The sequence below is a fragment of the Pseudomonas sp. 43(2021) genome (genome assembly GCF_017490805.1).
Taxonomy (GTDB): Bacteria; Pseudomonadota; Gammaproteobacteria; order Pseudomonadales; family Pseudomonadaceae; genus Aquipseudomonas.
This window is the reverse complement of record NZ_JAFGYJ010000005.1, coordinates 109,351-135,201: the sequence shown is the minus strand read 5'-3', so window position 1 is coordinate 135,201 and position 25,851 is coordinate 109,351. Positions and strand designations below refer to the sequence as shown.

The 25,851-nt window shown below is 64.6% G+C and carries 28 protein-coding genes; 10 read left to right on the top strand and 18 right to left on the bottom strand.

Going from position 1 to position 25,851, the window contains the following annotated elements; genetic code table 11:
- Nucleotides 1–58: 58 nt before the first annotated feature.
- From J5M71_RS06215 to J5M71_RS06200, 4 genes are read right to left on the bottom strand one after another with little or no spacing between them, the layout of a single operon-like run.
- Entirely contained in the window at nucleotides 59–976 is a 918-nt protein-coding gene (locus J5M71_RS06215) for a biotin-dependent carboxyltransferase family protein (protein WP_207830834.1), read from the bottom strand.
- Nucleotides 973–1,659 carry a 5-oxoprolinase subunit PxpB gene (gene pxpB, locus J5M71_RS06210; RefSeq protein ID WP_207830832.1) on the bottom strand — a complete coding sequence of 229 codons (687 nt, stop codon included), beginning with the start codon at nucleotides 1,657–1,659 and terminating at the stop codon, nucleotides 973–975. Before pxpB ends, J5M71_RS06215 begins: the two co-directional genes overlap by 4 nt.
- On the bottom strand, nucleotides 1,656–2,435 hold the full coding sequence (locus J5M71_RS06205) for a 5-oxoprolinase subunit PxpA (protein ID WP_207830825.1): 780 nt from the start codon (nucleotides 2,433–2,435) through the stop codon (nucleotides 1,656–1,658). Before J5M71_RS06205 ends, pxpB begins: the two co-directional genes overlap by 4 nt.
- A gap of 9 nt (nucleotides 2,436–2,444) precedes the next feature.
- On the bottom strand, nucleotides 2,445–3,731 hold the full coding sequence (locus tag J5M71_RS06200; RefSeq protein WP_207830823.1) for an MFS transporter: 1,287 nt from the start codon (nucleotides 3,729–3,731) through the stop codon (nucleotides 2,445–2,447).
- 128 nt (nucleotides 3,732–3,859) lie between these two features.
- Between J5M71_RS06200 and J5M71_RS06195 the strand changes: the two genes are divergently transcribed.
- Nucleotides 3,860–4,771, top strand: a complete 912-nt coding sequence (locus J5M71_RS06195; RefSeq protein ID WP_063912969.1) for a LysR family transcriptional regulator — start codon at nucleotides 3,860–3,862, stop codon at nucleotides 4,769–4,771.
- Nucleotides 4,772–4,905: 134 nt separating this feature from the next.
- On the opposite strand, the gene J5M71_RS06190 is transcribed toward J5M71_RS06195, so the two are convergent.
- Genes J5M71_RS06190 through J5M71_RS06180 form a run of 3 tightly spaced genes read right to left on the bottom strand, consistent with a single transcriptional unit; the run spans nucleotide 4,906 to nucleotide 6,731 of the window.
- Entirely contained in the window at nucleotides 4,906–5,427 is a 522-nt protein-coding gene (locus J5M71_RS06190) for a DUF2937 family protein (protein WP_207830821.1), read from the bottom strand.
- Nucleotides 5,428–5,436: 9 nt separating this feature from the next.
- Nucleotides 5,437–6,210: a class II glutamine amidotransferase gene (locus J5M71_RS06185; protein ID WP_207830818.1), complete on the bottom strand. Its 774-nt coding sequence runs from the start codon at nucleotides 6,208–6,210 to the stop codon at nucleotides 5,437–5,439.
- Between the two features lie 14 nt (nucleotides 6,211–6,224).
- The gene (locus J5M71_RS06180) at nucleotides 6,225–6,731 is read right to left on the bottom strand and encodes a hypothetical protein (RefSeq protein ID WP_063912972.1); all 507 of its coding nucleotides are present in this window, start codon (nucleotides 6,729–6,731) and stop codon (nucleotides 6,225–6,227) included.
- 138 nt (nucleotides 6,732–6,869) lie between these two features.
- Between J5M71_RS06180 and J5M71_RS06175 the strand changes: the two genes are divergently transcribed.
- A complete protein-coding gene (locus J5M71_RS06175) occupies nucleotides 6,870–8,912 on the top strand; it encodes a S9 family peptidase (RefSeq protein ID WP_207830817.1) in 2,043 nt (680 codons plus the stop codon).
- Between the two features lie 158 nt (nucleotides 8,913–9,070).
- Here J5M71_RS06175 and J5M71_RS06170 read toward each other — a convergent pair whose 3' ends face one another.
- The gene (locus tag J5M71_RS06170) at nucleotides 9,071–9,349 is read right to left on the bottom strand and encodes a hypothetical protein (protein WP_207830815.1); all 279 of its coding nucleotides are present in this window, start codon (nucleotides 9,347–9,349) and stop codon (nucleotides 9,071–9,073) included.
- A 132-nt stretch (nucleotides 9,350–9,481) separates the two neighbouring features.
- Between J5M71_RS06170 and J5M71_RS06165 the strand changes: the two genes are divergently transcribed.
- The 3 genes from J5M71_RS06165 (at nucleotide 9,482) to J5M71_RS06155 (ending at nucleotide 10,797) form a co-directional block, all read left to right on the top strand.
- Complete coding sequence (locus J5M71_RS06165; protein ID WP_003259546.1) at nucleotides 9,482–9,853, top strand: YajD family HNH nuclease; 372 nt, start codon at nucleotides 9,482–9,484, stop codon at nucleotides 9,851–9,853.
- A 72-nt stretch (nucleotides 9,854–9,925) separates the two neighbouring features.
- Nucleotides 9,926–10,396 (top strand): RNA methyltransferase, encoded by a 471-nt coding sequence (locus J5M71_RS06160; protein WP_015271348.1) that lies wholly within the window; start codon nucleotides 9,926–9,928, stop codon nucleotides 10,394–10,396.
- A 62-nt stretch (nucleotides 10,397–10,458) separates the two neighbouring features.
- Entirely contained in the window at nucleotides 10,459–10,797 is a 339-nt protein-coding gene (locus tag J5M71_RS06155; RefSeq protein ID WP_207830813.1) for a DUF2892 domain-containing protein, read from the top strand.
- A gap of 130 nt (nucleotides 10,798–10,927) precedes the next feature.
- Here J5M71_RS06155 and J5M71_RS06150 read toward each other — a convergent pair whose 3' ends face one another.
- Both J5M71_RS06150 and J5M71_RS06145 read right to left on the bottom strand, forming a co-directional pair.
- A complete protein-coding gene (locus J5M71_RS06150) occupies nucleotides 10,928–12,136 on the bottom strand; it encodes a hypothetical protein (RefSeq protein WP_207830811.1) in 1,209 nt (402 codons plus the stop codon).
- Nucleotides 12,137–12,177: 41 nt separating this feature from the next.
- On the bottom strand, nucleotides 12,178–12,627 hold the full coding sequence (locus J5M71_RS06145) for a YcgN family cysteine cluster protein (RefSeq protein WP_063912977.1): 450 nt from the start codon (nucleotides 12,625–12,627) through the stop codon (nucleotides 12,178–12,180).
- A 144-nt stretch (nucleotides 12,628–12,771) separates the two neighbouring features.
- On the opposite strand from J5M71_RS06145, the gene J5M71_RS06140 reads away from it, so the two are divergent.
- Nucleotides 12,772–13,365, top strand: coding sequence for a nitroreductase family protein (locus J5M71_RS06140; RefSeq protein WP_207830809.1), 594 nt, complete (start codon nucleotides 12,772–12,774; stop codon nucleotides 13,363–13,365).
- A 131-nt stretch (nucleotides 13,366–13,496) separates the two neighbouring features.
- Here J5M71_RS06140 and J5M71_RS06135 read toward each other — a convergent pair whose 3' ends face one another.
- The 5 genes from J5M71_RS06135 to J5M71_RS06115 all read right to left on the bottom strand — a co-directional run bounded on the left by J5M71_RS06135 (nucleotide 13,497) and on the right by J5M71_RS06115 (nucleotide 18,223).
- Nucleotides 13,497–14,429 (bottom strand): D-2-hydroxyacid dehydrogenase, encoded by a 933-nt coding sequence (locus J5M71_RS06135; protein WP_207830807.1) that lies wholly within the window; start codon nucleotides 14,427–14,429, stop codon nucleotides 13,497–13,499.
- 2 nt (nucleotides 14,430–14,431) lie between these two features.
- Nucleotides 14,432–14,725 (bottom strand): YcgL domain-containing protein, encoded by a 294-nt coding sequence (locus J5M71_RS06130; protein WP_063912980.1) that lies wholly within the window; start codon nucleotides 14,723–14,725, stop codon nucleotides 14,432–14,434.
- On the bottom strand, nucleotides 14,722–15,855 hold the full coding sequence (gene rnd, locus J5M71_RS06125) for a ribonuclease D (RefSeq protein ID WP_207830805.1): 1,134 nt from the start codon (nucleotides 15,853–15,855) through the stop codon (nucleotides 14,722–14,724). The genes J5M71_RS06130 and rnd overlap by 4 nt, the downstream gene beginning before the upstream one ends.
- A 200-nt stretch (nucleotides 15,856–16,055) precedes the next feature.
- Entirely contained in the window at nucleotides 16,056–17,693 is a 1,638-nt protein-coding gene (locus tag J5M71_RS06120; RefSeq protein WP_207830803.1) for a phosphoethanolamine--lipid A transferase, read from the bottom strand.
- Between the two features lie 164 nt (nucleotides 17,694–17,857).
- Nucleotides 17,858–18,223, bottom strand: a complete 366-nt coding sequence (locus J5M71_RS06115; RefSeq protein WP_207830800.1) for a 5-carboxymethyl-2-hydroxymuconate Delta-isomerase — start codon at nucleotides 18,221–18,223, stop codon at nucleotides 17,858–17,860.
- A 117-nt stretch (nucleotides 18,224–18,340) separates the two neighbouring features.
- On the opposite strand from J5M71_RS06115, the gene J5M71_RS06110 reads away from it, so the two are divergent.
- The gene (locus J5M71_RS06110) at nucleotides 18,341–18,577 is read left to right on the top strand and encodes a YdcH family protein (protein ID WP_207830797.1); all 237 of its coding nucleotides are present in this window, start codon (nucleotides 18,341–18,343) and stop codon (nucleotides 18,575–18,577) included.
- A 123-nt stretch (nucleotides 18,578–18,700) separates the two neighbouring features.
- On the opposite strand, the gene J5M71_RS06105 is transcribed toward J5M71_RS06110, so the two are convergent.
- The gene (locus J5M71_RS06105) at nucleotides 18,701–19,882 is read right to left on the bottom strand and encodes an aminotransferase class I/II-fold pyridoxal phosphate-dependent enzyme (protein ID WP_063912985.1); all 1,182 of its coding nucleotides are present in this window, start codon (nucleotides 19,880–19,882) and stop codon (nucleotides 18,701–18,703) included.
- 92 nt (nucleotides 19,883–19,974) lie between these two features.
- Between J5M71_RS06105 and J5M71_RS06100 the strand changes: the two genes are divergently transcribed.
- Entirely contained in the window at nucleotides 19,975–20,436 is a 462-nt protein-coding gene (locus J5M71_RS06100) for an Lrp/AsnC family transcriptional regulator (protein ID WP_046616476.1), read from the top strand.
- A gap of 115 nt (nucleotides 20,437–20,551) precedes the next feature.
- Here the strand turns inward: J5M71_RS06100 and J5M71_RS06095 are convergent, their stop codons facing one another.
- The gene (locus J5M71_RS06095; protein WP_207830795.1) at nucleotides 20,552–22,882 is read right to left on the bottom strand and encodes an FdhF/YdeP family oxidoreductase; all 2,331 of its coding nucleotides are present in this window, start codon (nucleotides 22,880–22,882) and stop codon (nucleotides 20,552–20,554) included.
- A gap of 339 nt (nucleotides 22,883–23,221) precedes the next feature.
- Here J5M71_RS06095 and moaA point away from each other — a divergent pair, with 339 nt between their 5' ends.
- Together moaA and J5M71_RS06085 are read left to right on the top strand one after the other, a co-directional pair.
- A complete protein-coding gene (gene moaA / locus J5M71_RS06090) occupies nucleotides 23,222–24,226 on the top strand; it encodes a GTP 3',8-cyclase MoaA (RefSeq protein ID WP_207830792.1) in 1,005 nt (334 codons plus the stop codon).
- 20 nt (nucleotides 24,227–24,246) lie between these two features.
- A complete protein-coding gene (locus J5M71_RS06085; protein WP_207830788.1) occupies nucleotides 24,247–25,146 on the top strand; it encodes a bestrophin family protein in 900 nt (299 codons plus the stop codon).
- A gap of 119 nt (nucleotides 25,147–25,265) precedes the next feature.
- On the opposite strand, the gene moaB is transcribed toward J5M71_RS06085, so the two are convergent.
- Entirely contained in the window at nucleotides 25,266–25,805 is a 540-nt protein-coding gene (gene moaB, locus J5M71_RS06080; RefSeq protein ID WP_003259533.1) for a molybdenum cofactor biosynthesis protein B, read from the bottom strand.
- Nucleotides 25,806–25,851: the final 46 nt, after the last annotated feature.

Genomic DNA, 25,851 nt, shown 5'->3' with positions numbered 1-25,851 from the left:
CCTTGAGGCCTGTGGGGTACCTGTGGGAGCGGGTTCACCCGCGAAGAGGCCGGCAGCCTTAACGCCAACGGTCCAGGTATACCTGCTGCTCCCGCCAGGCCTCGTCCTGCACCACCGCCCTGAACCGCACCACAGCCCCCGGCATGCACTGCGCCAGTTGCGCCAGCGCCAACGGCGTCAACGCCCCCAGCCGCGGATAGCCGCCAATGGTCTGCCGGTCATTGAGCAACACGATCGGCTGCCCATCCGGCGGCACCTGCACCGCCCCCAGCGGAATCCCCTCGGAAATCATCGGCGCACCCTGGTAGACCAGCTGCGGCCCCAGCAGGCGGATGCCCATGCGGTCGGCCCGACTGTCCAGCCTCCACTCACGGTTGAACGCCTCGAACAGGCTGGTACCGCTGAAGTCACCGATCTGTGCGCCCATCACCAGGTCAAGCACAGGCTTTTGTGCGTACTGTGGCCGCAGCGCTTCCGGTACCTCACGCAGGGTCGCCGACGTGCCTGAAAATGCCAGCGCCTGGCCTTTGCCGAGCGCAGAGCCGTGGCCATCGATACCGCCCAGTTCTTCGCGCACGACCGTGGCACAACTGCCCAGCACATCCTCGCCCAGAAAACCGCCAGGTGCTGCCAGATACGCCCGCACGCCCTGCTTCGGCTGTTTCAGGCTCAACCGCTGCCCCTTGGCCAAGGCAAAGCTGCGCCAGGGCGCCAGCGGCTGGTCATCGACCCGCGCATCCAGGTCGGCACCGGCCAGGGCCAGCACACAATCCTGTTCAGCGACCACACAGAAACCGCCCAGCGCCACCTCCACCACCGGTGCCGCCAACGGGTTGCCCAGCAGCCAGTTGGCCCAGTGCATCGCCACCCAGTCCAGCGCCCCGCCCTGGGTCACGCCCAGGTGGCGTACGCCAAAACGCCCGGCATCCTGCAACTGGCACAGCGGCGTACTGGCCTCGATCTTCAACTGCTTCATGCTTGTGCCTCCACATCACCGCCCAACGCCAGGAACTCGCTGCGCGAAACCGGCACGAAGCGCACCCGGTCACCGGGTTGCAGCAGGCTGTAGCCCTCGCGTTCACGGTCGAACAGGCGCACCGGGGTACGCCCGATCAGGTTCCAGCCCCCCGGCGATACCGCCGGATAGGCTGCCGTCTGGCGCTCGGCAATGCCGACGCTGCCGGCCGCCACGCGCTTGCGCGGGGTGCTCAGGCGCGGGCTGGCCAGGCGTTCGTCCACCAGGCCCATGAAGCCGAAACCGGGGGCGAAACCCAGGGCGAACACCGGGTACTCACGCTGGCTGTGCAAGCGGACCACCTCTGCTTCACTCAAGCCACTACGGGCCGCCAACACCGGCAGTTCCGGGCCGACACTGGCGTCGTACCACACCGGGATCTCATGGCGGCGGCCAGCGCTGCCCGTGTCGGGCTGCAAGCCTTCCAGCGCACGGATGATCAGCGCCCTCGCCTCACCCGGTGGCAGGTCGAACTGCACCATCAGCGTGGTGTAGGACGGCACCAGGTCCAGCAAGTGCTCGCCGAACGCCGCGTGCAAGCGCTGGCTGGCGGCGAGCATCCACGGCATGTTGCCCTCGTCGATACCATCGAACAGGCGCACCATCAGGCTGTCGATGGCCACGACTTCAATGCGCGGTTTCATCGCGACTCCAGGGCATCGAGGGCCTGGCGAATCTGCCGCACTGCCGCCACCGAACTGTCGTTGTCGCCGTGCACGCACAGCGTGCTGGCCACAAGCCTCAAGGCACTGCCATCATCCGCCACCAGCGTATCGCCACGGGCCAGGCGCACGGCCTGCTCCACCACCAGTGCCGGATCGTGGTGAACCGCGCCCGGCAGGCGCCGCGACACCAGATGACCGCTGGCGGTGTAGGCGCGGTCGGCGAATGCTTCGAACCACAGCGGCACGCCAATTTCATCACCCAGGGCCTGGGCGGCGCGGTTGTCGGCAGTGGCCATCAGCATCAGCGGCAGGTCGCCGCCGTAGGCCGCCACAGCTTCCAGTACGGTACGCAGCTTGAGCGGGTCGGCCATCATGTCGTTGTACAGCGCACCATGGGGTTTCACATAGGCCACGCGGCCGCCCAGCACTTTGCAGATACCCTCCAGCGCACCGATCTGGTAGTGCAGCAGGTCGCGGATTTCCTCCGGGCTGCAGGCCATGGAACGGCGGCCGAAGCCGACCAGGTCCGGGTAGGCCGGGTGCGCGCCGATGGTCACCCCGTGCTCCAGCGCCAGCGCCACGGTGCGGCGCATGATGCCGGGGTCCCCGGCGTGGTACCCGCAGGCGATGTTGGCGCAATCGATGTAGGGCATGACCTCGGCATCCAGGCCCATGCGCCAGCTGCCAAAACTCTCGCCCATGTCACAATTGAGTAGCAGGCGTTCCACCGCGCGGCCTCCATTGTCGTTGTTCATATGCCTACCTTACCGCGCCTGCAGCTGTTTGCCGCGGGTTTCCGGCAGGCTCAGCGCCGCCACGATCACCACGCCGTAGGACACGGCGGAGAACACGCCGATGCCCAGGCCCAGCGGCACTTTCTGGCCGAGCACGCCGATCAGCAGCGGGAACAGCGCCGCGATGACCTTGCCGATGTTGTAGCAGAAGCCCTGCCCCGAACCGCGGATACGCGTGGGGAACAGTTCGGTGAGGAACGCGCCCATGCCGCTGAAGATGCCCGAGGCGAAGAAGCCCAGCGGGAAGCCCAGCCACAGCATCACGCCATCGCTGACCGGCATTTGCGTGTACAACAGCACGATGACGAACGAGCCCACGGCGAACAGGATGAAGTTCTTCTTGCGCCCCAGCAGGTCGGACAGGTACGCACTGACCACATAGCCGACGTAGGAGCCGACGATCACCATGGCCAGGTACCCACCAGTGCCCAGCACGCTCAGGCCGCGCTCGTTCTTGAGGAAGGTCGGCAGCCACGAGGTGATGGCGTAGTAGCCACCCAGTGCGCCGGTGGTCAGCAGAGACGCACGCACGGTGGTCCAGAGCATGCCCGGGGCGAAGATTTCGTAGAACTGTGCAGGTGCCTCGGCGTTTTCCACCGCCTTGGCTTCGCGGTACACCTCGGGGTCCTTGACCAGGCGGCGGACAAAGATCACGAAGATCGCCGGTACCAGGCCCAGCAGGAACAGCGCGCGCCAGGCCTGCTCTGCCGGCAGCCAGGAGAACAGCAGCGCGTAGAGGATGGCGGTGAGGCCCCAGCCAAGGGCCCAGCCGGACTGCACCATGCCCACCGCCTTGCCACGGTCCTGGGCGCGGATCACCTCGCCGATCAGCACCGCGCCGGCGGTCCACTCACCGCCAAAGCCAAAGCCCATCAGGGTACGGGCAATCAGCAGCTGTTCGTAGTTCTGGGCGAAGCCGCAGAGGAAGGTGAAGAAGGCAAACCACAGCACCGTCAGTTGCAGGGTGCGTACGCGGCCAATACGGTCGGAGAGTATGCCGGCCACCCAGCCACCCACGGCCGAGGCGATCAACGTGCTGGTATGGATCAGCCCGGCTTCGGTGGTGGTGATGCCCCACAGCATGATCAGCGTGGGGATGACGAAACTGAGCATCTGCGTGTCCATGCCGTCCAGGCCATAGCCGATCTTGCAGCTCCAGAATGTCCGGCGTTGCTGTGAGTCGATGTCGCGGTACCAGGCGAAAGGCCCGGACGAAGAGGGGGTACTGACCTGCTGCTGCACGCCGGTAGGGTTCATGCTTGCCTCGGCTTGTTGGTATTGTTTTATAGGCGACAAAGGGTCGCGGCCTGAGCGCCATTGTTCAGAGGCCGCGCCACCTGCGTCCAACGAGAAAAACCGCCGGTCTGGAACAAGAAAAACTGATCATGAACCTTCGCTTCCTCGAAACCTTCGTCTGGGTCGCCCGGCTCAAGAGCTTCCGCCTGACCGCGGAGAAGCTGTTTACCACCCAGGCCTCGGTGTCCAGCCGCATTGCCGCGCTGGAAGCCGACCTGGGCGTGAAGCTGCTGCTGCGCGACTCACGCGGCGTCAGCCTGACCCCGGAAGGCGGCAAGGTGCTGGAATATGCCGAGCGCATGCTGGAAACCGCCAAGGCCATGAAACAGTCGCTGGACAGCGACCGGGCCAAGGTCGGGCGCATCCGAATCGGGGTGATGGACACGGTGATCCACACCTGGATGAGCGCGCTGGTGGCGGAGCTGACCGAGCGTTACCCGCAGGTGGAGATCGAACTGGTGGCCGACACGGCGCTGAACCTTCGCGAGCAATTGCAGAAGGGCTTTCTCGACGTGATCCTGCAGACCGACCTGCTGCGCGAGCAGTCGATCCGCAGTCTCGACCTGGCGCGCTACCCGATGGGTTGGGTGGTGGCCGCCGGCTCGCACCAGCACCGCGACTACGCTTCACTGGCCGAGCTTGGGCGGGAACGCATCATCACCTTCTCGAAGAACTCGCGGCCGCACCAGGAAGTGCTGAGCCTGCTGCAGGGCGCGGGGGCCGAAGCGCCGCGGCTGAACTGCGTGAACTCGGTGGCGGCGATTACCCGGCTGTTGCGCGACGGGTTTGGCATTGGCGCACTACCCCCGGCGCTGGTGGATGCCGAGTTGAGCCGGGGTGAGCTGGTGTTGCTGCAAGGGTTGCAACCGCCGCCAAGCCTGGAGCTGGTGGTGGCCTGGCAGACCGGGGTGGCGTTGGTGGATGAAGTGGTCGGGGTGTGCCGGCAGGTGCTGGAGGGGTATGCGCGGGATGTGGGTGGGCAACGGATTGTGTTAGTCTGACAGATTTGCAGTGCCTGTGCTGGCCTCTTCGCGGGTAAACCCGCTCCCACAGGATCACCACAGATCTTGAAGGCTGCGCTGTACCTGTGGGAGCGGGTTTACCCGCGAAGAGGCCAGCACAGGCACAGGATGCCTTAGCGCCAGCTCTCTTTCACCGCCCCACGCCGCCCGCCCAGGATCACCCAGCCAATCCCCAGCAACAGGCTCTCGACCACGAAGGCCAGCACAAACCCTGCACCAAGCCCCCAGCCAACCGCCTCGGGCACCAGCAGGATCTGGTAGCTGTAGCCATTGAGGGTTTCTTCGCGCAACTGCGGGTCGGCCTGCACCAGCACATGCCAGGTACGCTGCACCCATGGCCCTTGCAGCGCCTGCCATTCGTTTTCCAGCAGTTCGTTGCGGATCATCAGGCTTTCGATGCTGTTGGCATCACTGTTGAAGACCGGGTCGTCGCTAGTGCGGTAATGCCGCAGCAGCGCCTGCAGGTCGCCATTGAAGAAGCGTTCGGCGGTCTGCCGGAAGCCGTCGAGCGCCTCGCGCGACTCGAACAGGTGCGCCTCGACCCGCTGGCTGTAGTCCTTGACCAGCCCCGGGACCTGGATACCGGCCAGCAAGCCGAAGGTGAACAGCAGCAACCGCAGGTAACTTCTGAACATGCCGCGTCCTTAGCTCTGGCCGTGTGCCACGCACTCGCCGTGCCGCCACAGGGCCCACTGACCCGGCTCGTAGCGCTGCCAGGTCTCGTTTTCGGTCAAGGCCTCGGTGGCGATTACCGTGACCACGTCGTTGGGGGTGGTTTCGGTGTGAAAATCGACGATCAGGTCGACATCCTTCAACCGCGCCGCACCAAAAGGTGCACGGCGGGTGATGTGCACCAGCTTGGTCGAACAGAAGCAGAACAGCCAGTCGCCGTCGCTGAGCATGCAGTTGAACACGCCCTGGCCACGGTAACCGGCACAGGCTTCGACCAGCACCGGCAACAGCTGCTCCACCGGCACGGGCTCGGGGAAGGCGCTGCGGATGCGGTTGAGCAGGTCGCAGAAAGCCGCCTCGCTGTCGGTGTCGCCCACCGGCCGGTAGAAACTGGCCTGGCCTTTGAAGTCGCCCAACTGGCCGTTGTGCGCAAAGCACCAGTTGCGGCCCCACATTTCCCGCACGAAGGGGTGAGTGTTGGACAGGCACACCTTGCCGACGTTGGCCTGGCGGATATGGCCGATGACCACCTCACTCTTGATCGGGTAACGCTGCACCAGGTTGGCCACTTCCGACTCGCTGCTGGCGGCCGGGTCCTGGAACATGCGCAGGCCTCGGCCTTCGTAGAAGCCGATACCCCAGCCGTCACGGTGCGGGCCGGTACGGCCACCGCGCTGCATCAGGCCGGTGAAGCTGAAGACGATGTCGGTGGGGACGTTGGCACTCATGCCCAGCAGTTCGCACATAGGCGTGTCTCCGCTTACAGACGGGGCTCGACCCGGCCACCGCCACGAGTGGCGGCTGGGGCGGCAGGGGGTGGCGCGTCACGGTAACGGTCGCGGCGCTCGGCGGCCAGCGGGGCATGGGCACCGAGCTGTTCATCTTCGGCCGCCTGGCGCTGGGCAGCGGCCTCGGCCTGTGCACGGCGCTCGCGGGCGCGTTTTTCCAGCGGAAAGCGCAGCAGTACGAAGAGGAAATACAGGGAAAAGGCGCCCATGCCGTACATGGCGAAGTCGGACACCGCGCGCCAGGCGTTGTTGCCGACCTTGAAGGCGACATCCAGGGCGGTGATGGCGATGGCCGGGGCGAAACTGTCCTTGACCGGGTCGACGATGGTCGGGGTCAGCAGCAGCACCGCCAGCACCACCCGCAGCGGTTCGCGCAGCCAGCGCCACATCCAGCCGGTGAGCTTGAAGCCCACCAGCAGGCAGCCCAGGGCGGCAACCGCGTAAAGGCCCCAGGCGAGGGTGTAGTCGTTCTCGGTCATGGTGTTCGTGCAAGCCAGGCAAAGAGATGCCTATGATAAACACTTTTCCGGGCGCAGACAGTGTTTGCCTGTACCGGCCTCTTCGCGGGCTTGCCCGCGAAGAGGCCGGTACAGGCACCCCCAATCAAGAGATCTTCAATGCCAACCAAGCCCCAACCCCCGATTGCCCACCAGGCCCAGACCGCCGACCCGTACGCCTGGCTGCAACAGCGCGACACCCCCGAGGTGCTTGCCTACCTGCAGGCCGAGAACGCCTACCAGGAAGCCTGCCTGGCCGATCAGGCGCCACTGCGCGAGCAACTGTTCGAAGAGATCAAGGGCCGCATCCTGGAAACCGACCTGTCGCTGCCGGCGCCCTGGGGCCCCTACCTGTACTACACCCGTACCACCGCAGGCGACGAATACCCGCGCCACTACCGCTGCCCGCGCCCTGCCGATGACTCCAACACGGTCGATGAAAGCCAGGAGCAACTGCTGCTTGACCCCAACGCCCTGGCCAACGGCGGCTTCCTGTCCCTTGGCGCGTTCAACGTCAGCCCCGACCACCGCCTGCTGGCCTACAGCCTCGACACCAGCGGCGACGAAATCTTCACCCTGTACGTCAAGGACCTGGCCAGTGGCAGCGTCACCACCCTGCCCTTCGACGACTGCGACGGCAGCCTGACCTGGGCCAACGACAGCCAGACGCTGTTCTTCGCCGAACTGGACGACACCCACCGCCCGTGGCGCCTGCGTCGCCACACCCTGGGCAACGAAGGCGCGCAGACCGTGTTCGAGGAGCCCGACGGGCGCTTCTTCCTGCATTGCTACCGCACCAGCTCCGAGCGCCAGCTGGTGCTGCTGCTCAACAGCAAGACCACCAGCGAGGCCTGGGTGCTGGACGCGGAAACCCCGCAGGCACCGTTCACCTGCCTGGCGCCACGCGTCGAAGGCCACGAGTACTTCCCCGACCACGGCCAGCTCGACGGCCAGTGGCGCTGGTTCATCCGCACCAACCAGGACGGCATCAACTTCGCCCTGTACCACGCCCCGGTCGCACCGGTGCCCAGCCGCGAGCAATGGCAGTTGCTGGTCGCGCACCGCGACACGATCATGCTCGAAGGCCTCAGCCTGAATGCCGGGGCGCTGACCCTGAGCCTGCGCGAAGGTGGCCTGCCGATCATCGAGGTACGCCCGCAGGGCCTGGCGGCTTACCGCGTCGAGCTTCCCGACGCGGCCTACAGCCTGTACGTGCAGGACAGCCTGGAGTTCGCCAGCCCACGCCTGCGCCTGCGCTATGAAGCACTCAACCGCCCCGCCCAGGTACGCCAGCTGGAGCTGGCCAGCGGTGCCCAGGCGGTGCTCAAGCAAACCCCGGTGCTGGGGCCGTTCGATGCCGACGACTATGTCAGCGAGCGCCTGTGGGCCACTGCAGCGGACGGCACCCGGGTACCGATCAGCCTGGTGCGCCGCCGCCAGGACCTGGGCCGGACCGTACCGCTGTACCTGTATGGCTACGGCGCCTATGGCGAAAGCCTCGACCCGTGGTTCTCGCATGCGCGCCTGAGCCTGCTGGAGCGCGGCGTGGCCTTTGCCATCGCCCATGTGCGTGGCGGTGGCGAACTGGGCGAAGCCTGGTACCGCGCCGGCAAGCAGGAGCACAAGCACAACACCTTCAGCGACTTCATCGCCTGTGCCGAGCACCTGATCGCCGAAGGTGTGACGGCTGCCGACCGCCTGGCCATCAGTGGCGGCAGTGCCGGTGGCCTGCTGATGGGCGCGGTACTCAACCTGCGCCCCGAGCTGTTCCGCTGTGCGATTGCCGAAGTGCCATTCGTCGACGTGCTCAACACCATGCTCGACCCCGAGCTGCCGCTGACCGTGACCGAGTACGACGAATGGGGCAACCCTGAGGAGCCGCAGGTGTATGAGCGGATCAAGGCCTACGCGCCGTATGAGAACGTGAAGGCACAGGCCTACCCGGCGATGCTGGTGGTGGCGGGCTACAACGACAGCCGCGTGCAGTACTGGGAGGCGGCCAAGTGGGTGGCGCGGCTGCGCACGCGCAAGACCGACAGCAACCTGCTGCTGCTCAAGACCGAAATGGGGGCTGGGCATGGCGGGATGAGCGGGCGGTATCAAGGGCTCAAGGATGTGGCCCTTGAGTATGCGTTCGTATTCGCCGAGCTAGGTATCGTTTGATATGGCTGGGGGCGCCTTGCGCCCCTTTCGCGACACAAGGCCGCTCCCACAGGTACCGAGCATGCCCTGAATCCTGTGCGATCCCTGTGGGAGCGGCCTTGTGTCGCGATGGGCTGCAAGGCAGCCCCAAAATCCCACAGCCAACACAGCCCTCTCAGTCAGTCATCCTGCACCGGCTGCTTCGGCGGGTCCTGGCGCAACCCCGGCAATGGCTGGTCCTTCGGCGGCCCGGGCACCGGCATCGGCGGCAACAGGGGCGCCCCCGGCTGGTTGTCGTAGGCCTTGGGCGGCGTACTCGGGGTAATCTGCGGGTATGGCGTAGGCGTAGGTGTACCCGGTGCACCGGGCACCGGCGTGGTCAGCCGGGGTGGCGTGCTGGCAGCTTCGGCCATGGACAGGCCGGCCAACAACAGCACAGCGAGGATCGCGCGAAACATCAGCAACCTCCTGTCGGGAACCTTCCTACAGGCTACGCCTAAATCGAAGCTTTCGCCTGTCCCCCGGCCCCGCAAGCGCGCTAGACTCAATGGCATAACCGTCATCTGCCTGATCAGAACAAAGGAAACACCATGAGCTCCACCTCTTCTGCCGCCGCCACCGCGCGCCTGGACCGCATCCTGGCCGATGCCAAGCGCGACAAGGAAATGGGCTACCGCGACAAGGCCCTGAAAATGTACCCGCACGTCTGCGGCCGCTGCGCCCGCGAGTTCTCCGGCAAGCGCCTGAGCGAGCTGACCGTGCACCACCGCGACCACAACCACGACAACAACCCGCAGGACGGCTCCAACTGGGAGTTGCTGTGCCTGTACTGCCACGACAACGAGCACTCGCGCTACACCGACCAGCAGTACTTCAGCGAAGGCTCCACCAGCACCCCGAGCATCGCCAAGGCCACCCACAACCCGTTCGCCGGGCTGGCGGGCATGCTGAAGAAAGACTGACCATCGATTCGCCCCCCGCTGCTACCGGGCAGCCCGTATAATCGCGCTTTTTTTCGCGAAGGGCCCCGGTACGTGGCAAACAAACGATACAGCTGCATCGGCCTGTTCAACCCCAAGTCGGCAGAAAATGTCGGCTCGGTGATGCGCGCCGCGGGTTGCTACGGCGTCAACTCGGTGTTCTACACCGGCAAACGCTACGAGCGCGCGCGTGACTTCGTCACCGACACCAAGCGCGTGCACTACGACATCCCGCTGATCGGCATCGACGACCTGCAGCGCATCATCCCGCTGGGCTGCACGCCGGTGGCTGTAGAACTGGTTGAAGGTGCGCGGCCATTGCCGGAGTACACCCACCCGGACCGGGCCATCTACATCTTCGGGCCGGAAGACGGCAGCCTCAGTGCCGATGTACGGGCGTGGTGCGAAGAGACCATCTACATTCCGACCGAAGGCTGCATGAACCTGGCGGCGACAGTGAATGTGGTGCTGTATGACCGCATGGCCAAGGGGCTGAATACCCGTTCGGGGCCCAGGTTCAAATAGCCGACTGAACGATGACGGTGGCCGACAGGTCACCTGCATACACTTCAGACGGAGACCTTGCCATGCTTGATATCCATTCGGCAGCGACATCGCAGGACAACAACGTTCGTGGCCTGGAGCGCGCCAGTTCGCTGGCTGGTGGCGCGTTGATGGTAAGCAAGGGGTTGCGCCACGGCGGCCTGGTCGGGTTGTTGCAGATCGCAGTTGGCGGCCTGGCACTGGCTCGGGGCTTCAGCGGGCGTTGTGCGACCAAGGCCTGGTGGCAGCGGCATCGGCAGGAATATCACCGCTTGCGTTCGGACATCGAGCGCAGCGCGGCGGAGCTGAAGGCATTGAAGGCCAGTGCCGACGCAGCGACGCGGGGGGTGACGGTGACCGGGAAGGATCCGTTGGCCAATTGATTTTGCACTGCCTGTGCCGGCCCTTTCGCGGGTAAACCCGCTCCCACAGGATCACCAAGGCTTCGGCCTCTTCGCCGTACCTGTGGGAGCGGGTTTACCCGCGAAGAGGCCGGCACAGGTACAGAGATGGCTAGCGCAACGCCTTGCTCTGCAACACCTCGGAGCGCCGCCCCAGCACGTTCTCGCTGATCTGCACGAAGTCTTCGGTGCTCACGCTTGGCAAGCGCATCAGCCCGCGTGCCACATCGTCCAGCGAGCGTTTGGCCTGGGTGTGGATGCGGATTTCCTTGTCCAGCGCCTGCAGTAACATCACCCCACGCGCCACCTGCGCCGGGGTGGCATGCTCGCCCTTGAGCCGGGTGACTTTGGCACCCTGCTTGCTCAGGCGCGCCTGCCAGGCCTGGTAACGGTCGTCACTCACCCCGCCCGAGCGACGCAGCAACTCGCTGGCGTAGTAGTCGGTCAGGCTTTCCACCAGCCAGTCACTGCCGTCACGCCCACGGATCTGCGCAAACAGTTGCACCACTTCGCGCAGCAACGGGCTGCTGCCGTTCTCGCTGATCATCGGCCGGGTACTGTGCAGGTACAACGAGCCTTGCGCAGCCATGGCCCCGCGCCACATGCCGTCGCGGGCGCCGACCAACAACAGCTTCGGCGGATTGCGCGGGAACACCGCCTGCAATTGCGGCCAGACAAAAGTCAGCAAGGTCAGGTTGTCCATGCGCCGCATACCCTGCCCCACCGGGGCGGCCACAGTCACCTCGGTTTCGCCCAGGCGGGCGCGGCGGCTGCCCAGGTCGCCGGCGAGCATCCAGCCAGTGGGCCGGTCGAACAGCCGCGAAACGTTGTCGATGCGGAACTTGTCCTTGCCGATGCGCGGCCACGAGGTCTCGATGCTCTTCCAGCCCTCGGGCAGGTCGAACGCCAGGCGCGCCACCAGCTCGGTGCCATCCTGCTGGTCGAGCCGTGCAGGCGGTACCAGCTGGTCGCCGAGGAACAGCGCCCAATGCGGGGTAATGCGCGAAGAATAGGCGCCGCTGCCGCGCTTCTGGTCCAGTTGCACGCGGTAGCTGAGGCTGGTCTTGCCGGCCGCCGGTTGCCACACGCCGCGCTGGCCTTGCAGATGCCATTGGCCATCAGCCTGGAAGCCGCTGTAGGCTCCGGCCTTGCCCAGGTCGAAGTCCAGGCTGCGCACGGCACTGCCTTCGGCCAAGGTGAGGCGGACTTCCGCCTGGCCACTGGCCGGTAACAGGCGCACCTGATAGTCGAGGTCGACCTTTTTCGCCCAGGCCGGCGAACTGGCCATCAGGCCCAACAGCAACAACAGCTGGCAACGCATACAGAAACTCCTTGTTTCCCCGTGGCAGCGGGCCGCGCCGGTCAGCTGGCGCGGAAGATCAGGTGGTCTTCCCAGTCGTCTTCGTGCACATCATGCTCACTGAGCATGCGCCCCGACTGGGAAATGCGCTGTTCATGGACCTGCTGACGATCGCCGCAGACCAGGTGATGCCAGGCCGGCAGGTCCTTGCCCTCGCTGACCAGGCGGTAGCCACAGGTGCTCGGTAGCCACTTGAACTGGTCGGCCTTGCCCGGGGTGAGCTGGATGCAGTCAGGTACCTGGGCGAAGCGGTTGGGGTAATCGCTGCACTGGCAGGTGTCCAGATCCAGCAGTTTGCAGGCGATGCGCGTGTAATAGACGCTGTTGTCGTCCTCGTCCTCGAGCTTTTGCAGGCAGCACAGGCCGCAGCCGTCACACAGCGACTCCCACTCTTGCGGGCTGAGTTGCTCGAGGGTCTTGCGCCGCCAGAACGGCGCGTTTTCAGCGATCATGACACGGGTTTCCTGCATTCATCTTGGGGCCACGGCGCGCGGCGGCGCCAGTCTAGAGCCTGGCCTTCGGCAAAGCCAGACCGCTTGTCAGTCGCGACGCGACGCAGTAGCGTGCGCGTTTCCCGTACTTTTGCAGGAGCCGCCATGAGCGCCAACCCCCGCATTGCCGATTACGCCATCAACGAGCAGTTCATCAACCGCTGGTCGCCACGCGCCTTCACCGCCGAGCCGATCAGCGAAGAAACCCTGCTGAGCTTCCTTGAAGCCGCACGCTGGGCACCGTCGGCGAACAACTCGCAACCTTGGCGCTTCCTCTATGCCCGCCGTGACACGCCGAACTGGGAGCGTTACCTGAACCTGCTGGTGCCGGCCAACCGCAGCTGGGCGCAACAGGCTTCGGCACTGGTGGTGGTGATTTCCAAGACCACCTACGCCGCCCCGGGCACCACGGAAGAAAAACCGGCGCTGTGGCACACCTTCGATACCGGCTCCGCCTGGGGGCACCTGGCCCTGCAAGCCAGCCTCAGCGGCTGGCACACCCATGGCATGGCCGGTTTCGACCAGGCGCTGGCGCGTCAGGAGCTGAAGGTGCCTGAGGGCTACGTGCTGCATGCCATGGTGGCGATCGGCAAGCTGGGTGACAAGGCCAGCCTGAACGAAGCCCTGCAGGCGCGTGAAGTGCCGAGCCCGCGCAAGCCACTGAGCGAGCTGGCTGCCGAGGGTGATTTCAGCCTGTAAGCCTTGCACTTGCTGTACTGGCCTCTTCGCGGGTAAACCCGCTCCCACAGGTGCCCCACAGAACCTGAGGGCCATGGAGACCCTGTGGGAGCGGGTTTACCCGCGAAGAGGCCGGCACAGGCATTACAAATTCAGTAGCCCCGGGCGAAGTCCACTTCCCCACGCAATGCCTGCCCCGCCGCAAACGCCCGCACATTCTCGACAAACAACCGCACCATCGCCGCCGGCGAGGTAGGCGCCGAGCTGTGCCCGGTCAGCAGCAGGCCCCACGCCGTCCAGAACGGATGCTGCCTGGGCAGTGGCTCCTGCCGGCAGACATCGATCACCGCCCCCGCCAGGTGCCCTTCCTTCAGCGCTTCGACCAGGTCGGCGTCGACCACCGCCACCCCACGCCCGGCATTGATGAACAGCGCCGTGGGCTGGAAGCATTTGAACAACGCCGCGTCATACAGGTCGTGGGTGGCCGGGGTATCGGGCAGCAGGTTGAGCACGTAGTCGGCCTGGCCAACCATGCGCGGCAGGTCGGCCAGCGCCGCTACCTCGACGAACGGCGCCTGCTCGCGGGCGCTGCTGGCAACGCCATACAGCACCACGCCGAACGCCTGCAGGAACTCGGCCACCCGCTGACCAATGTCGCCAGTGCCGACGATCAGCACCTTGCGCCCCTCCAGGGTACGCCCCGGGCGATCATCCCATCGCCGCTCCACCTGGCTGACCAGGCGCGACAGCACCTCGCGCTCATGGCCGAGCATGTAGGTGAGCATGTACTCGGCCATCACCTGGCCAAAGATGCCCACGGCGCGGGTCAGGCGATAGTCACGCGGCAGGCCCTCGGCCAGCAGCGGAGTGATACCGGCCCAGGTGGATTGCATCCAGCCCGGCTTGTGGCCCTGGCGCAGCAGGCTTGCCAGCAGGTCCGGCTGGCCCAGCCACACCGGGCACTGCGGCGCCTGGAGGGCCAGTTCGGCGGAGTCACCGCTGGTGAGGATTTCCAGTTCAGGCGCGGCTGCGCGCAAAATCTCGGCGTATCGAGCATGATCATGCTCAGCAATCAGTACTCGCATGATCAGGCCGGGTCGTTACGTCGCAGCAACTCTTCGGGCAGGTGCTCGATGTAGTCGTCTTCCGGCGGCGGCATCTGCAGGTGGTAACCCTGGTTGTCGAGGTTTTCCAGCACCTTGGCGATGTCCTCGCGGGCCAGCTTGCGCTCGGGGGTCAGCACCAGGTCAAAGGCATGCATGGGCGTGCCGAAGAACGGCAGCAGGCCTTCGGGCACGCGCTCCAGGCCGTCGGCCTTGAGCACGTAAAGGTACATTTCGTTCTTGCGGGGGCTCTTGTAGATAGAGCAAATGCGTTTCATCGGGTCTCTCCGGCGCCTGCCAGGCTGTCCAGCAGGGCCTGGCCCATACGCTCACGGCGCCAGCCGCGCAGCGAATCGGGCAATTGATAGGGGCCATTGGGGTAGCCGCTCTTGAGCAGCGCTTCCAGGGCTTTCTTGCGCAGCATCAGCTCGGGGGCAATGCCCAGCCGCTCGCCTTCGGCCTGGCCGATGGCACGCAGCTGCTTGAGGATACCGGCGGCCTCGATTGGCAAAGGCTCGGGCAAGGCCTGGGGCCATTGCTCGGCTGGCAGGCTGGCGGCACGCTTGATCAGCTGGATGAGGAACTCACCGTCCTGACGAATGGTGCGCGGATGCATCTCGTCGATCTTGGCCAGCGCCGACAGGTTGTTCGGCTGGCTCTTGGCCATGGGCCACAGCGAGTGTTCCTTGAGGATGCGGTTGCGCGGCACGTCGCGGTTGCGCGCTTCACGCTCGCGCCAGGCGCACAGCTCACGCAGCACTGCCAGTTGCTGGGGGGCCAGCTTCCAGGCCAGCTTGACATCGCGGTACAGGCTCTCGGGCTCGACTTCGCGGCGCAATGCGGCCACCAGCTCGGCGCCGTCCTCCAGCACCCAGGCGTACTTGTCGTCACTCAGGCGCGGGCGCAACACAGTGAACAGCTCGGCCAGGTGCACGGCATCTTCGGCGGCATAGCTGACCTGGGTATCGGACAGTGGGCGCTGCAACCAGTCGGAGCGGGTTTCGCCCTTGGGCAGTTCGATGCCCAGCACTTCCTGCACCAGGCGCGAATAGCCCATGGAGAAGCCCAGGTTCAGGTAACCGGCGGCCAGCTGGGTGTCGAACAGCGGCTGTGGCAGTTTGCCGGTCAGGCGCAGCAGCACTTCGAGGTCTTCGCTGCAGGCATGCAGCACTTTGACCACCCCGCTGTCATCCAGCAGTTCGGCCAAGGGTTGCCAGTTGCCGATCAGCAGCGGGTCGATCAGGAAGGCACGCTGGCCGTCGCCGATCTGGATCAGCCCGGCTTTCGGGTAGAAGGTGTCGACCCGCATGAATTCGGTGTCGACGGCGACAAAGGGCAGCTGGTGCCAGTCGCGGCAGTGTTCGGCCAGGCTCTGGTCGTCACGGATCCAGTGTATTTCGATAGCCACGAGGCTCTCCCACTAACATTGGCGCGCAGTATATACGGCGCGGGCACTGCTGGTGAAACCCGGGCCATCCTTGATATCGATCAGTGGTGCTGTTGTGCATGTTCAGTGCGCAATATCCGCAAGCTTCGCGATCCCTGTGGGAGCGGGCATGCCCGCTCCCACAAAGACCGCGCAAGCCCAAGTATGGAACGCGCTTCGACTCAGCGCTTGGCGGCCAGCCACGGCCGGCAGCTGGCGAACATGTCCAGCGACTGCTGGTAGACCTCGGTGTGCACCTGCAACAGACCGAGCATCGAGTGGAACAGGTTGTCCTGCGACAGCGGCGCATCGCTGAGCTTGGCCAGGCAGTCGGTGTCGACGCCGAAGTCCTCCTTGTAGCTGTCGGAGAACCAGGTCAGCAGCGGCACGTGCTTCTGCTGCTCGGGGGCGATGGCGTAAGGCGTGCCGTGCAGGAACAGGTTGTACTCACCCAGCGACTCGCCATGGTCGGACAGGTAGATCATCGCCGTGTCGACCTTGTCCTGCTTGCTGCGCAGGGTGTCGATCAGCGAGGCCAGCACCTTGTCGGTATAGGCCAGGGTGTTGTCGTAGCCGTTGATGATTTCCTGCTCGCTGCACTGGTCCAGCGCGTTGCTCTGGCACACCGGGGCAAAGCGCTGGTCGGCGCCGGGGTAGCGCTTGAAGTATTCAGGCCCGTGGCTGCCCATCTGGTGCAGCACCAGCACGGTGTCCTTGTCGAGGTTGTCGAGCAGCTCACCCAGGCCCTGCAGCAGGATCTGGTCATGGCATTCTCCGTCAGCGCACAGCTGCGGGTCCTTGAGGTTGCTGACATCGATGAACTGCACACGGTCGCAGGTGCCCTTGCAGCCCGACTGGTTGTCACGCCACTGCACCGCCAGGCCGGAGCGCTGGAGGATGTCCAGCAACCCTTCGCGGTTCTTCGCCACGCGGGCATCGTAGTCCTTGCGCTTCATGCCAGAGAACATGCACGGCACCGAGACGGCGGTTTCCGTGCCGCAGGAGTGCACATCGGAGAACGCCAGCAGGCCCTGCTCTTTGGCAAGGTTCGGCGTGGTATCGCGGTTGTAGCCGAGCACGCCGAAGTGGTCTGCCCGCGCACTTTCGCCTACCACCAGCACGGTCAGCGACTTGCGTTCATGTTTTTGCCAGGCGGCATCGCGCTTGGCATCTTCGCCATAATGCTGGAAGGGCCGCGATGCGGTACCGAGGCGCTCGCTGACATAACCGATGGAGGCACCCACGATATTGCTGGGGGTGAGCATCAGGCGCAGTTCGTGATGATTGCGAAACAGCGACGACAGGCCCTGGTAGTTGATCAGTGCCACCGAGCCCAGGGCCACCACGCAGGCACCGCCAACCACCAGTTTGCCGAGCAGTTCACGGTGCCAGGCGCGGTAGGCGATCGGCGCCTTCCACAACAGCACCGAAGGCACTACACCGAGGCCCAGGATATACAAGGCAAACTTCAGCGAGAGCAAGTCACGCACTTCCGCCACGTTGGTTTCCGCCATATTGCGGAACATACCCGCGTCGATAAGTACACCGTATTGGTTCATGAAGTAAGCCACACCCGCACCACTCATGAACAACACGATAAGTATCGGTTTCAATACATACCGGAAGGCAAACAAGGTAAGGATCAGGTTGAATGCGAACAACATCAGCACGGCAAACGCCAGGCTCAGCCAAAGCCCCGGCAAACCGGACGGAACGATCTGTTCAAGGTGTTGCCAGAGGAAGACATTGAAGCCGATCAGCAGGTAAAGGCTGGCCAGCAGCGTGACCCATTCAGTCCGCAGGGATTTGAAGTTGAGCATTAGTGTTCGCAATCAAGAGTGATTATCAGCCCAAGGGCCTGCGCGGCACCGGGGAAACTGGGCTGAACTCTAGAAAGCGCACCATCAATTTTTTGTGAAAAAGACGCCAACAAATTCGTGAGCAGGCGCCTTTTCTACATTAAAAGAAGTTCATTCAGCACTGTTCAGCCTGGCAGGCGCGCCTTGGCGTATGGCTCGCGGTCGATGTCCAGCACTTCCACGCACAGCTGAATGTCCAGCCCGGGTTGCTCGGGAATGGCTTCACGCAGTACCTCCAGCAGGCTGGCGGACAGTTGCGTCTTCACCTCGGGCGAGCGCCCGCTGAGAATGGCCAGGCGCACATGGGCAAAGGCGCGCTCGCCTGGCGCGGTACCCACGCGAAACTGGCCGAAGGCCTGGGCGCGGCTCTTGATGTCGGCCTCGTCGGCAAACTGGCCACTGCCGACCAGGGCGTGGTTCAGGCGCAACAGCAGGGTATCGACGTTCAGCTCGCGCAGGTTGTCGCTGTATTCCAGGTTCAGGTGGGGCATGGTGCAGGTTCCGGGTCACGGGAGAGATGCGACAGCCTAACCCAGTCCCCTACCTGCGCAAAGGCGACTATCCTCAAAGGTCAGAACCATTCGCCAACCCCCGACAGAGGTGAAGAAATGCCAGTTCCGCATGATCTGCTCGCTGACCTGCACGTTACCGCTGATGCATTCCAGGCGCTCATCGACAAGGACCAGACGCTGCACTCACTGCACAAGGAATACAACGCCAAAGACAAGGAGGTGGTCGCCGCCGAAAGCAACGGTACCAACGACGAGGCCGTCAACCGCCTGCGCAAGGAGCGGTTGCTGATCAAGGACAAGATCGAACGGATCATTCATCCGCCCAAATCCTGACAGGAATTCATTGAATCCACCGACCTCTTCGCGGGTGAACCCGCTCCCACAGGTACAGCGCCAGCCCTGATGGCAGCCGAGTCCCTGTGGGAGCGGGTTTACCCGCGAAGAAGCCAGCAGCCCTTACACAGCAGCCGCAGCCTTCAACGCCCCATCCAGGTCTTCGACCAGGTCACGGTAATCCTCGATCCCCACCGACAACCGCAGCAGGTTCTCGCTGATCCCCATCACGCCCTTCTGCTCCGGGCTCAGCGAGCAGTGCGACATGCTCCAGGAGTGGTTGATCATGCTCTCCACCCCGCCCAGCGAGTCGGCCAGCACGAAGATCTGCAGCGCCTCGACCAGCCGGTTGAGCGCGGCCCGGTCGCCCTTGACCTTCATCGCCACCACCGCCCCGCCACTGCGCATCTGGCGTTTGCACAGCTCATGCTGCGGGTGGCTTTCCAGCCCCGGGTAATACACCTGCTCGATCTGCGCGTGGCTTTCGAGGAAGCGCGCTACCTGCAGGGCATTGGCACACTGGCGCTCCATGCGCACATCCAGGGTCTTCAGGCCGCGCAGGGCCAGGTAGCAGTCGAAAGGCCCCTGCACCGCGCCAATCGCCATGCTGATGCGGCGCAGGCGCGCCAACAGCGCATCATTGGCGGCTACCACCACGCCACCGGTAAGGTCGGAGTGGCCGCCGATGTATTTGCTGGCCGAGTGCATCACCAGGTCCACACCCAGGGTGATGGGGCGCTGGTTCCATGGCGAGCAGAAGGTGTTGTCGATGCAGGTAAGGATGCCCCGCGCCTTGGCCAGGTCGCACACAGCCTTGATATCGACCAGGTGCAACAAAGGGTTGGTCGGCGATTCGATCCAGATCAGCTGGGTTTCCGGCTTGATGGCGGCAGCCACCGCCTCGAGATCGTTGAGGTCGACGTAGGTGGTGGTCAGGCCCGAGGTGCGGCTACGGTAGTCTTCGAGGATGCGGAAAGTACCGCCGTACACACCGTTCATCACCACCACGTGGGCATCCTTGGGCAGCAGCTCCAGCACGGTGGCGGTGGCGTTCACACCCGAGGCGCAGGCAACCGCGCCCACCCCTTCTTCCAGGGCGGCGACACAGGTTTCGTAGGCATGCCGGGTGGGGTTGCCGACGCGGCTGTAGGAGTATTCCGGTTTGTCATCCAGGCTGCGCTTGGTGAACGAGCTGGCGGTGACGATCGCCGGGAAAATAGCGTTATCGGCGACGCTGAACTGCTCACCGGCGTGAATGGTACGGGTGGCGAAATTGCGCGGCTTGTCGGACATGGTCAGGCCCATTGGCAGAATGAAAGTTGCCACTATCGCACAACCCAAATCTTCTGGCCTTGGGGTAATCTGTGAAAAATTTTTCTCCACGGCCCACATGCAATATGGACAGCTTCGACCAGCACATTCTCACCCTGCTTCAGCGCGACGCCTCGATCTCGCTCAAGGACCTGGCAGAGGCCGTCAACCTGTCCACCACGCCGTGCTGGAAGCGGGTCAGGCGCCTGGAGGAGGACGGCTACATTGTCGGCCGCGTTGCCCTGCTGGACCCGCAACGGCTGGGGCTGGGGCTGACGGTGTTCGTCCAGCTCAAGACCCAGCGCCACGACAGCGCCTGGCTGGAGCAGTTTGCCGCGACCGTGACCGGGTTCGAGGAAGTGATGGAGTTCTACCGCATGTCGGGGGACTGGGATTACATGCTGCGGGTGGTGGTGGGGGATATTGCGGCGTATGACCGGTTCTACAAGAAGCTGATTACCAGTACTGATGGGCTGTCGAACATTACTTCCAGTTTTGCCATGGAGCAGATGAAGTACACCACGGCTTACCCGGTGCATCGTTCCTGATCGGTGCTGGATTCTTCGCTGGCTTGCCCGCTCCCACAGGAGTACCACAGTGCTGAAACTGTGGGGTCCCTGTGGGAGCGGGTTTACCCGCGAAGAGGCCAGCACAGGCAACCCATCATTCCGAAGCAAGCACCGCCGCGATCCGGTTCCCCGCCTTGGCCTTCTCCACCTTGATCGCCACGAACTTCGAGGTCGGCGTATAGGTCCCCTCGCCGTAGCTTTCCAGCGGCACCAGCGGGTTGGTCTCCGGGTAATAGGCCGCCGCCTGCCCCTCGGGCACGTCATACGCCACCAGGCGGAAGCCCGACACCCGCCGCTCCACGCCATCCTCCCACAGCGACACCAGGTCCACGTGCTCGCCTGGCTCGAAGCCCATCCGGCGGATGTCGACCTCGTTGACGAACACCACTTCACGCAGGCCGAACACCCCGCGATAACGGTCGTCCAGGCCATACAGGGTGGTGTTGTACTGGTCGTGCGAACGCAGGGTCTGCAGGATCAGGTCGGGCTTGTCACCACGCGCCAGCACCTTGGCATTCACCAGTTGCTCCGGCAGCAGGTGCGGGCTGAAGCGCGCCTTGCCAGTGGCCGTGCGCCAGGTACGGTCGGCGGCGTTGTTGCCCAGGTGGAAGCCGCCCGGGTGTTGCAGGCGCTCGTTGAAATCGGTAAAGCCGGGGATCACATCGGCAATCATGCTGCGGATACGGCCGTAATCGGCAACAGCGTACTCCCAGTCGATCGGCTGCTTGCCCAGGGTCGCCTGGGCCATGCCGGCGATGATCCAAGGCTCCGAGCGCAGGTGCGGCGAGCGCGGGCGCAGCTGGCCGTGGGAGATGTGCACCATGCTGAAGGTGTCCTCCACGGTCACGCCTTGCGGCCCGCTGGCCTGCATGTCGATTTCGGTACGGCCCAGGCACGGCAGGATCAGCGCGTCGCGGCCGGTGACCAGGTGCGAGCGGTTGAGCTTGGTGGAAATCTGCACGGTCAGCGCGCAATTGCGCATGGCCGCATGGGTGCGCGGCGTATCCGGCGTAGCCTGGGCAAAGTTGCCACCCAGGCCGATGAACACCTTGGCCCGCCCCTCTTCCATGGCCTTGATCGCCAGCACCGCGTTGTGCCCGTGGGCGCGCGGCACGCGGAACCGGAAGCGTTTTTCAATGGCATCGAGCAGTGCCGCCCCGGGCTTCTCGTCGATGCCCATGGTGCGGTCGCCCTGCACGTTGCTGTGGCCACGCACCGGTGACAGGCCGGCGCCGGGCTTGCCAACGTTACCGCGCAGCAGCTGCAGGTTGACGATTTCCTGAACGGTCGGCACCGAGTGGCGGTGCTGGGTGACACCCATGGCCCAGCACATGATCACCCGCTCGGCCTTGCGGTACATGCGCGCGGCCAGTTCGATCTCGGCCTGGGTCAGGCCCGACTGCTCGACGATGTGCGCCCAGGGCGTGGCATCCACGGCTTCCAGGTATGCGTCGATGCCACTGGTGTGCTCGGCGATGAAGGCATGGTCGAACACCGCCGGTTCGCCCTTGGCCTGGGCTTCACGCTCCCACTGCAGCAGGTACTTGGCAATACCGCGCATCACCGCCATGTCGCCACCCAGTGCCGGGCGGAAGTAGGCAGTGTTGGTTGGCTCGGAGCCATTGCTGAGCATCTCGAACGGGTGCTGCGGGTGCTGGAAGCGCTCCAGGCCGCGCTCCTTGAGTGGGTTGAAGCAGACCACCTGGGCACCACGCTTGACCGCTTCACGCAGCGGTTCGAGCATGCGCGGGTGGTTGGTGCCGGGGTTCTGGCCGATGACGAAGATGGCATCGGCCAGTTCCAGGTCGTGGAACACCACGGTGCCCTTGCCCACGCCCAGGGTTTCCGACATGCCCACGCCGCTGGCCTCATGGCACATGTTCGAGCAGTCGGGGAAGTTGTTGGTGCCGTAGGCGCGGACGAACAGCTGGTAGAGGAACGCCGCCTCGTTGCTGGCCCGGCCCGAGGTGTAGAACTCGGCCTGGTCGGGCGATTCGAGTGCGCGCAAATGTTGGGCAACCAGCGCGAAGGCTTCTTCCCAACTGGTTTCCACATAGTGGTCGGTGGCCGCGTCGTAGCGCATCGGGTGGGTCAGGCGGCCCTGGTACTCCAGCCAGTAGTCGGTCTGCTCGGCCAGCGCACTGACGCTGTACCTGGCGAAGAACGCCGGGTCCACCGAGCGGCCGGTGGCCTCCCAGTTGACCGCCTTGGCGCCGTTTTCGCAGAACTTGACCATGTCGTTTTCCGGCGACTCGCCCCAGGCGCAGCCGGGGCAGTCGAAGCCGCCGTTCTGGTTGGTCTTGAGCATGGCCCGCAGGTTCTTGAAGGCATTGTCGCTGCCCAGCCAGCTCTTGGTCACGCTCTTGAGCGCACCCCAGCCGGCGGCGGCGCCCTTGTAGTCCCTGATATGTTGGTCCTGGCTCATGCGGTGAATCCTCACGCTTCGATGCTTTTTTTCAGCCTATGGAGCGTGGGGTAGAGCCGTCCAATCGAAAGATCTTACGGGGTGATAGGCGGTTTCGATCATGGGCTGGAACCGCGTCACGGCCTTCGCGGGTGAACCCGCTCCCACAGGGCCCCCACAGGTTTCGAGTCCTGCGCTTTACCTGTGGGAGCGGGTTTACCCGCGAATTGGGCGACGCGATGAAATACGTGGCCTGCAGCCATGATAGAGGCCATCGATCAATCGGTCGGACAAAGCAATTTGACGGCCCTGCGCCCAAGTTATAGCTTGAATCGAGTCCCAAGCCATTCGAGCGCGAACGTGGAACAGAACAGCCGGGCCCTGATCGACGGCTTCAACCGGAAAATCGACTACCTGCGGATGTCGGTCACCGACCGCTGCGACTTCCGTTGCGTGTACTGCATGGCCGAAGACATGCAGTTCCTGCCGCGCCAGCAAATCCTCAGCCTCGAGGAACTGTTCCAGGTGGCCGAGCGCTTCGTCGCCCTTGGCACCCGCAAAATTCGCCTGACCGGTGGCGAGCCTCTGGTGCGCCGGGGCATCGTCGACCTGTGCGGGCGCATCGCCGCCCTGCCCGGCCTGCGCGAGTTGTGCCTGACCAGCAACGGCTCGCAACTCGGGCGCCTGGCCCAGCCGCTGTTCGACGCTGGCGTGACGCGCCTGAACATCAGCCTCGACAGCCTGGACGCCGACCGTTTCAAGCAACTGACCCGCACCGGCGATCTGCACCAGGTAATCGCCGGCATCGACGCCGCCCGCCAGGCCGGCTTCAAGCGCACCAAGCTCAACTGCGTGGTGCTCAAGGGCCGCAACGACCATGAACTGGTCGACCTGGTGCGCTTTGCCATCGACCGCGAGCTGGACATCACCTTCATCGAAGAAATGCCCTTGGGCGTGATCAGCGAACATGAACGCGGCGAGTCGTTCTGCTCCAGCGATGAAGTACGTGCGCTGCTGGCCGAGCAGTTCACTCTGGTCGAATCGACCGAGTCGTCCCAGGGCCCGGCCCGCTACTGGCGCCTGGCCGAAGCCGCCAACACTCGGGTCGGCTTCATTTCGCCACACAGCCACAACTTCTGCGCCACCTGCAACCGCGTGCGCCTCACCGTCGAAGGCCGCCTGCTGCTGTGCCTGGGCAATGAACACTCGGTAGACCTGAAACAGGTGCTGCGCGCCCACCCCGGCGACCCCGAACGCCTGGAAAAGGCCATTCGTGACTCGTTGCACCTCAAGCCCTACCGCCATCACTTCGAAGTCGGTGGCGACGTGCAGATCCTGCGTTTCATGAACATGACCGGCGGCTAGGCAGCCGTCCCTGGATTTCCATGATCGTCCATCCCACCCCCGATGTGCTGCGTGTGCTGTTCACACTCAAGGGATCGATCGTCAAGCGCATTGCCCTGCGCTGCCTGACGATCACCCTGCTGGCCGCGCTGATCGTGTTGGTCGAGCGGCATTTCCCGGCGTTTTTCTACCCGGTCAGCGCCACCCCGTTCACCTTGCTGGGCCTGTCACTGTCGATTTTCATGAGCTTTCGCAACAACGCCTGCTATGACCGCTGGTGGGAGGGGCGCAAGGCCTGGGGCAAGCTGATCATCGAAACCCGCTCGTTCGTGCGCGAAAGCCTGGTGATTACCGACGAACCCCTGCGTGCCGAACTGTTGCGCAGCCTGTGCGGCTTTGCCCATGCGCTGAATGCTCGGCTGCGCAGCGAGGATGAACTGGCCGCCGCCCGGCCCTGGCTGGCCCGCCCCGAGGTGATCAGCCCGCACAATGTATGCGACGCTATCCTTCGCGAAGTTGGCGGGCATTGCTCGCGGCTGGCTGAACGGCAGCAGATCAGTGACTGGCGCTACAGCCTGCTGGAGCAGCGGCTGGTGGGCCTGACCGAAGTGCAGGCCACCTGCGAGCGGATCAAGGGCACGCCGTTGCCATTCCCCTACACGCTGTTGCTGCACCGCACCATCTACATCTTCTGCCTGCTGCTGCCGTTTGCCCTGGCCGAGCCGCTGGGCTGGCTGGCACCGCTGTTCACCACCATCGTGGGGTACACGTTCTTCGGGCTGGATGCGATTGGCAACGAACTGGAGGACCCGTTCGGGCGCGATGAGAACGACCTGCCGACCGATGCCATGGTACGGACCGTGGAGCGCGATGTGCTGGCGGGGTTGGGAGAACAACAGCTGCCGCCAGCGTTGTTGCCTGTAGACCATGTATTGAGCTGACCGAATGCAGTGGCCTGTGCCGGCCCTTTCGCGGGTAAACCCGCTCCCACAGGTTTCGAACCCTGCGCGTTACCTGTGGGAGCGGGTTTACCCGCGAAGAGGCCAGGACAGGAGAAGACTCAGCCCCGGCTTGCGCAGGCCTCGATCGGTTTCAGGTGCTTGACGAAGTTGCACGGCCGGTGCCGCGCATCCAGCTGCTCCGCCAGGATGCCCTCCCACGCCGTACGGCAGGCGCCGGTGGACCCCGGCAGGCAGCACACCAACGTGCGGTTGGACAGCCCGGCCAGCGCCCGGCTCTGCACGGTCGAGGTACCGATATCGAGAATCGACAGGGCCCGGAACAGTTCGCCAAAGCCATCGATGCGCTTGTCCAGCAGGCACTCGACCGCTTCCGGCGTGCTGTCACGGCCGGTAAAACCGGTACCGCCCGTGATCAGCACCACCTGCACCTGCTCGTCGGCAATCCAGGTGGCGACCTGGGCGCGAATCTTGTAAAGGTCGTCCTTGAGCAACGCCCGCGCCACCAGGCGGTGACCAATCTCTACCGAGCGGCTGGCCAGCAGCTCACCGGAGGTGTCGTTGTCGTAGGTACGGGTGTCGCTGACAGTCAGCACGGCGATATTGAGCGGTACGAAGACCGCGTCGGGTTGGACACGCACGGGGAGGCTCCTTGAGTGGCATTGCCGCCACGCTAGAGGCATGGCC

Excerpts from the sequence above, each read along its gene's own strand:
- J5M71_RS06215 (WP_207830834.1), bottom strand. The coding sequence starts at position 976 with ATGAAGCAGTTGAAGATCGAGGCCAGTACGCCGCTGTGCCAGTTGCAG.
- pxpB (WP_207830832.1), bottom strand. The coding sequence starts at position 1,659 with ATGAAACCGCGCATTGAAGTCGTGGCCATCGACAGCCTGATGGTGCGC.
- J5M71_RS06205 (WP_207830825.1), bottom strand. The coding sequence starts at position 2,435 with ATGAACAACGACAATGGAGGCCGCGCGGTGGAACGCCTGCTACTCAAT.
- J5M71_RS06200 (WP_207830823.1), bottom strand. The coding sequence starts at position 3,731 with ATGAACCCTACCGGCGTGCAGCAGCAGGTCAGTACCCCCTCTTCGTCC.
- J5M71_RS06195 (WP_063912969.1), top strand. The coding sequence starts at position 3,860 with ATGAACCTTCGCTTCCTCGAAACCTTCGTCTGGGTCGCCCGGCTCAAG.
- J5M71_RS06190 (WP_207830821.1), bottom strand. The coding sequence starts at position 5,427 with ATGTTCAGAAGTTACCTGCGGTTGCTGCTGTTCACCTTCGGCTTGCTG.
- J5M71_RS06185 (WP_207830818.1), bottom strand. The coding sequence starts at position 6,210 with ATGTGCGAACTGCTGGGCATGAGTGCCAACGTCCCCACCGACATCGTC.
- J5M71_RS06180 (WP_063912972.1), bottom strand. The coding sequence starts at position 6,731 with ATGACCGAGAACGACTACACCCTCGCCTGGGGCCTTTACGCGGTTGCC.
- J5M71_RS06175 (WP_207830817.1), top strand. The coding sequence starts at position 6,870 with ATGCCAACCAAGCCCCAACCCCCGATTGCCCACCAGGCCCAGACCGCC.
- J5M71_RS06170 (WP_207830815.1), bottom strand. The coding sequence starts at position 9,349 with ATGTTTCGCGCGATCCTCGCTGTGCTGTTGTTGGCCGGCCTGTCCATG.
- J5M71_RS06165 (WP_003259546.1), top strand. The coding sequence starts at position 9,482 with ATGAGCTCCACCTCTTCTGCCGCCGCCACCGCGCGCCTGGACCGCATC.
- J5M71_RS06155 (WP_207830813.1), top strand. The coding sequence starts at position 10,459 with ATGCTTGATATCCATTCGGCAGCGACATCGCAGGACAACAACGTTCGT.
- J5M71_RS06150 (WP_207830811.1), bottom strand. The coding sequence starts at position 12,136 with ATGCGTTGCCAGCTGTTGTTGCTGTTGGGCCTGATGGCCAGTTCGCCG.
- J5M71_RS06145 (WP_063912977.1), bottom strand. The coding sequence starts at position 12,627 with ATGATCGCTGAAAACGCGCCGTTCTGGCGGCGCAAGACCCTCGAGCAA.
- J5M71_RS06140 (WP_207830809.1), top strand. The coding sequence starts at position 12,772 with ATGAGCGCCAACCCCCGCATTGCCGATTACGCCATCAACGAGCAGTTC.
- J5M71_RS06135 (WP_207830807.1), bottom strand. The coding sequence starts at position 14,429 with ATGCGAGTACTGATTGCTGAGCATGATCATGCTCGATACGCCGAGATT.
- J5M71_RS06130 (WP_063912980.1), bottom strand. The coding sequence starts at position 14,725 with ATGAAACGCATTTGCTCTATCTACAAGAGCCCCCGCAAGAACGAAATG.
- J5M71_RS06120 (WP_207830803.1), bottom strand. The coding sequence starts at position 17,693 with ATGCTCAACTTCAAATCCCTGCGGACTGAATGGGTCACGCTGCTGGCC.
- J5M71_RS06115 (WP_207830800.1), bottom strand. The coding sequence starts at position 18,223 with ATGCCCCACCTGAACCTGGAATACAGCGACAACCTGCGCGAGCTGAAC.
- J5M71_RS06110 (WP_207830797.1), top strand. The coding sequence starts at position 18,341 with ATGCCAGTTCCGCATGATCTGCTCGCTGACCTGCACGTTACCGCTGAT.
- J5M71_RS06105 (WP_063912985.1), bottom strand. The coding sequence starts at position 19,882 with ATGGGCCTGACCATGTCCGACAAGCCGCGCAATTTCGCCACCCGTACC.
- J5M71_RS06100 (WP_046616476.1), top strand. The coding sequence starts at position 19,975 with ATGGACAGCTTCGACCAGCACATTCTCACCCTGCTTCAGCGCGACGCC.
- J5M71_RS06095 (WP_207830795.1), bottom strand. The coding sequence starts at position 22,882 with ATGAGCCAGGACCAACATATCAGGGACTACAAGGGCGCCGCCGCCGGC.
- J5M71_RS06085 (WP_207830788.1), top strand. The coding sequence starts at position 24,247 with ATGATCGTCCATCCCACCCCCGATGTGCTGCGTGTGCTGTTCACACTC.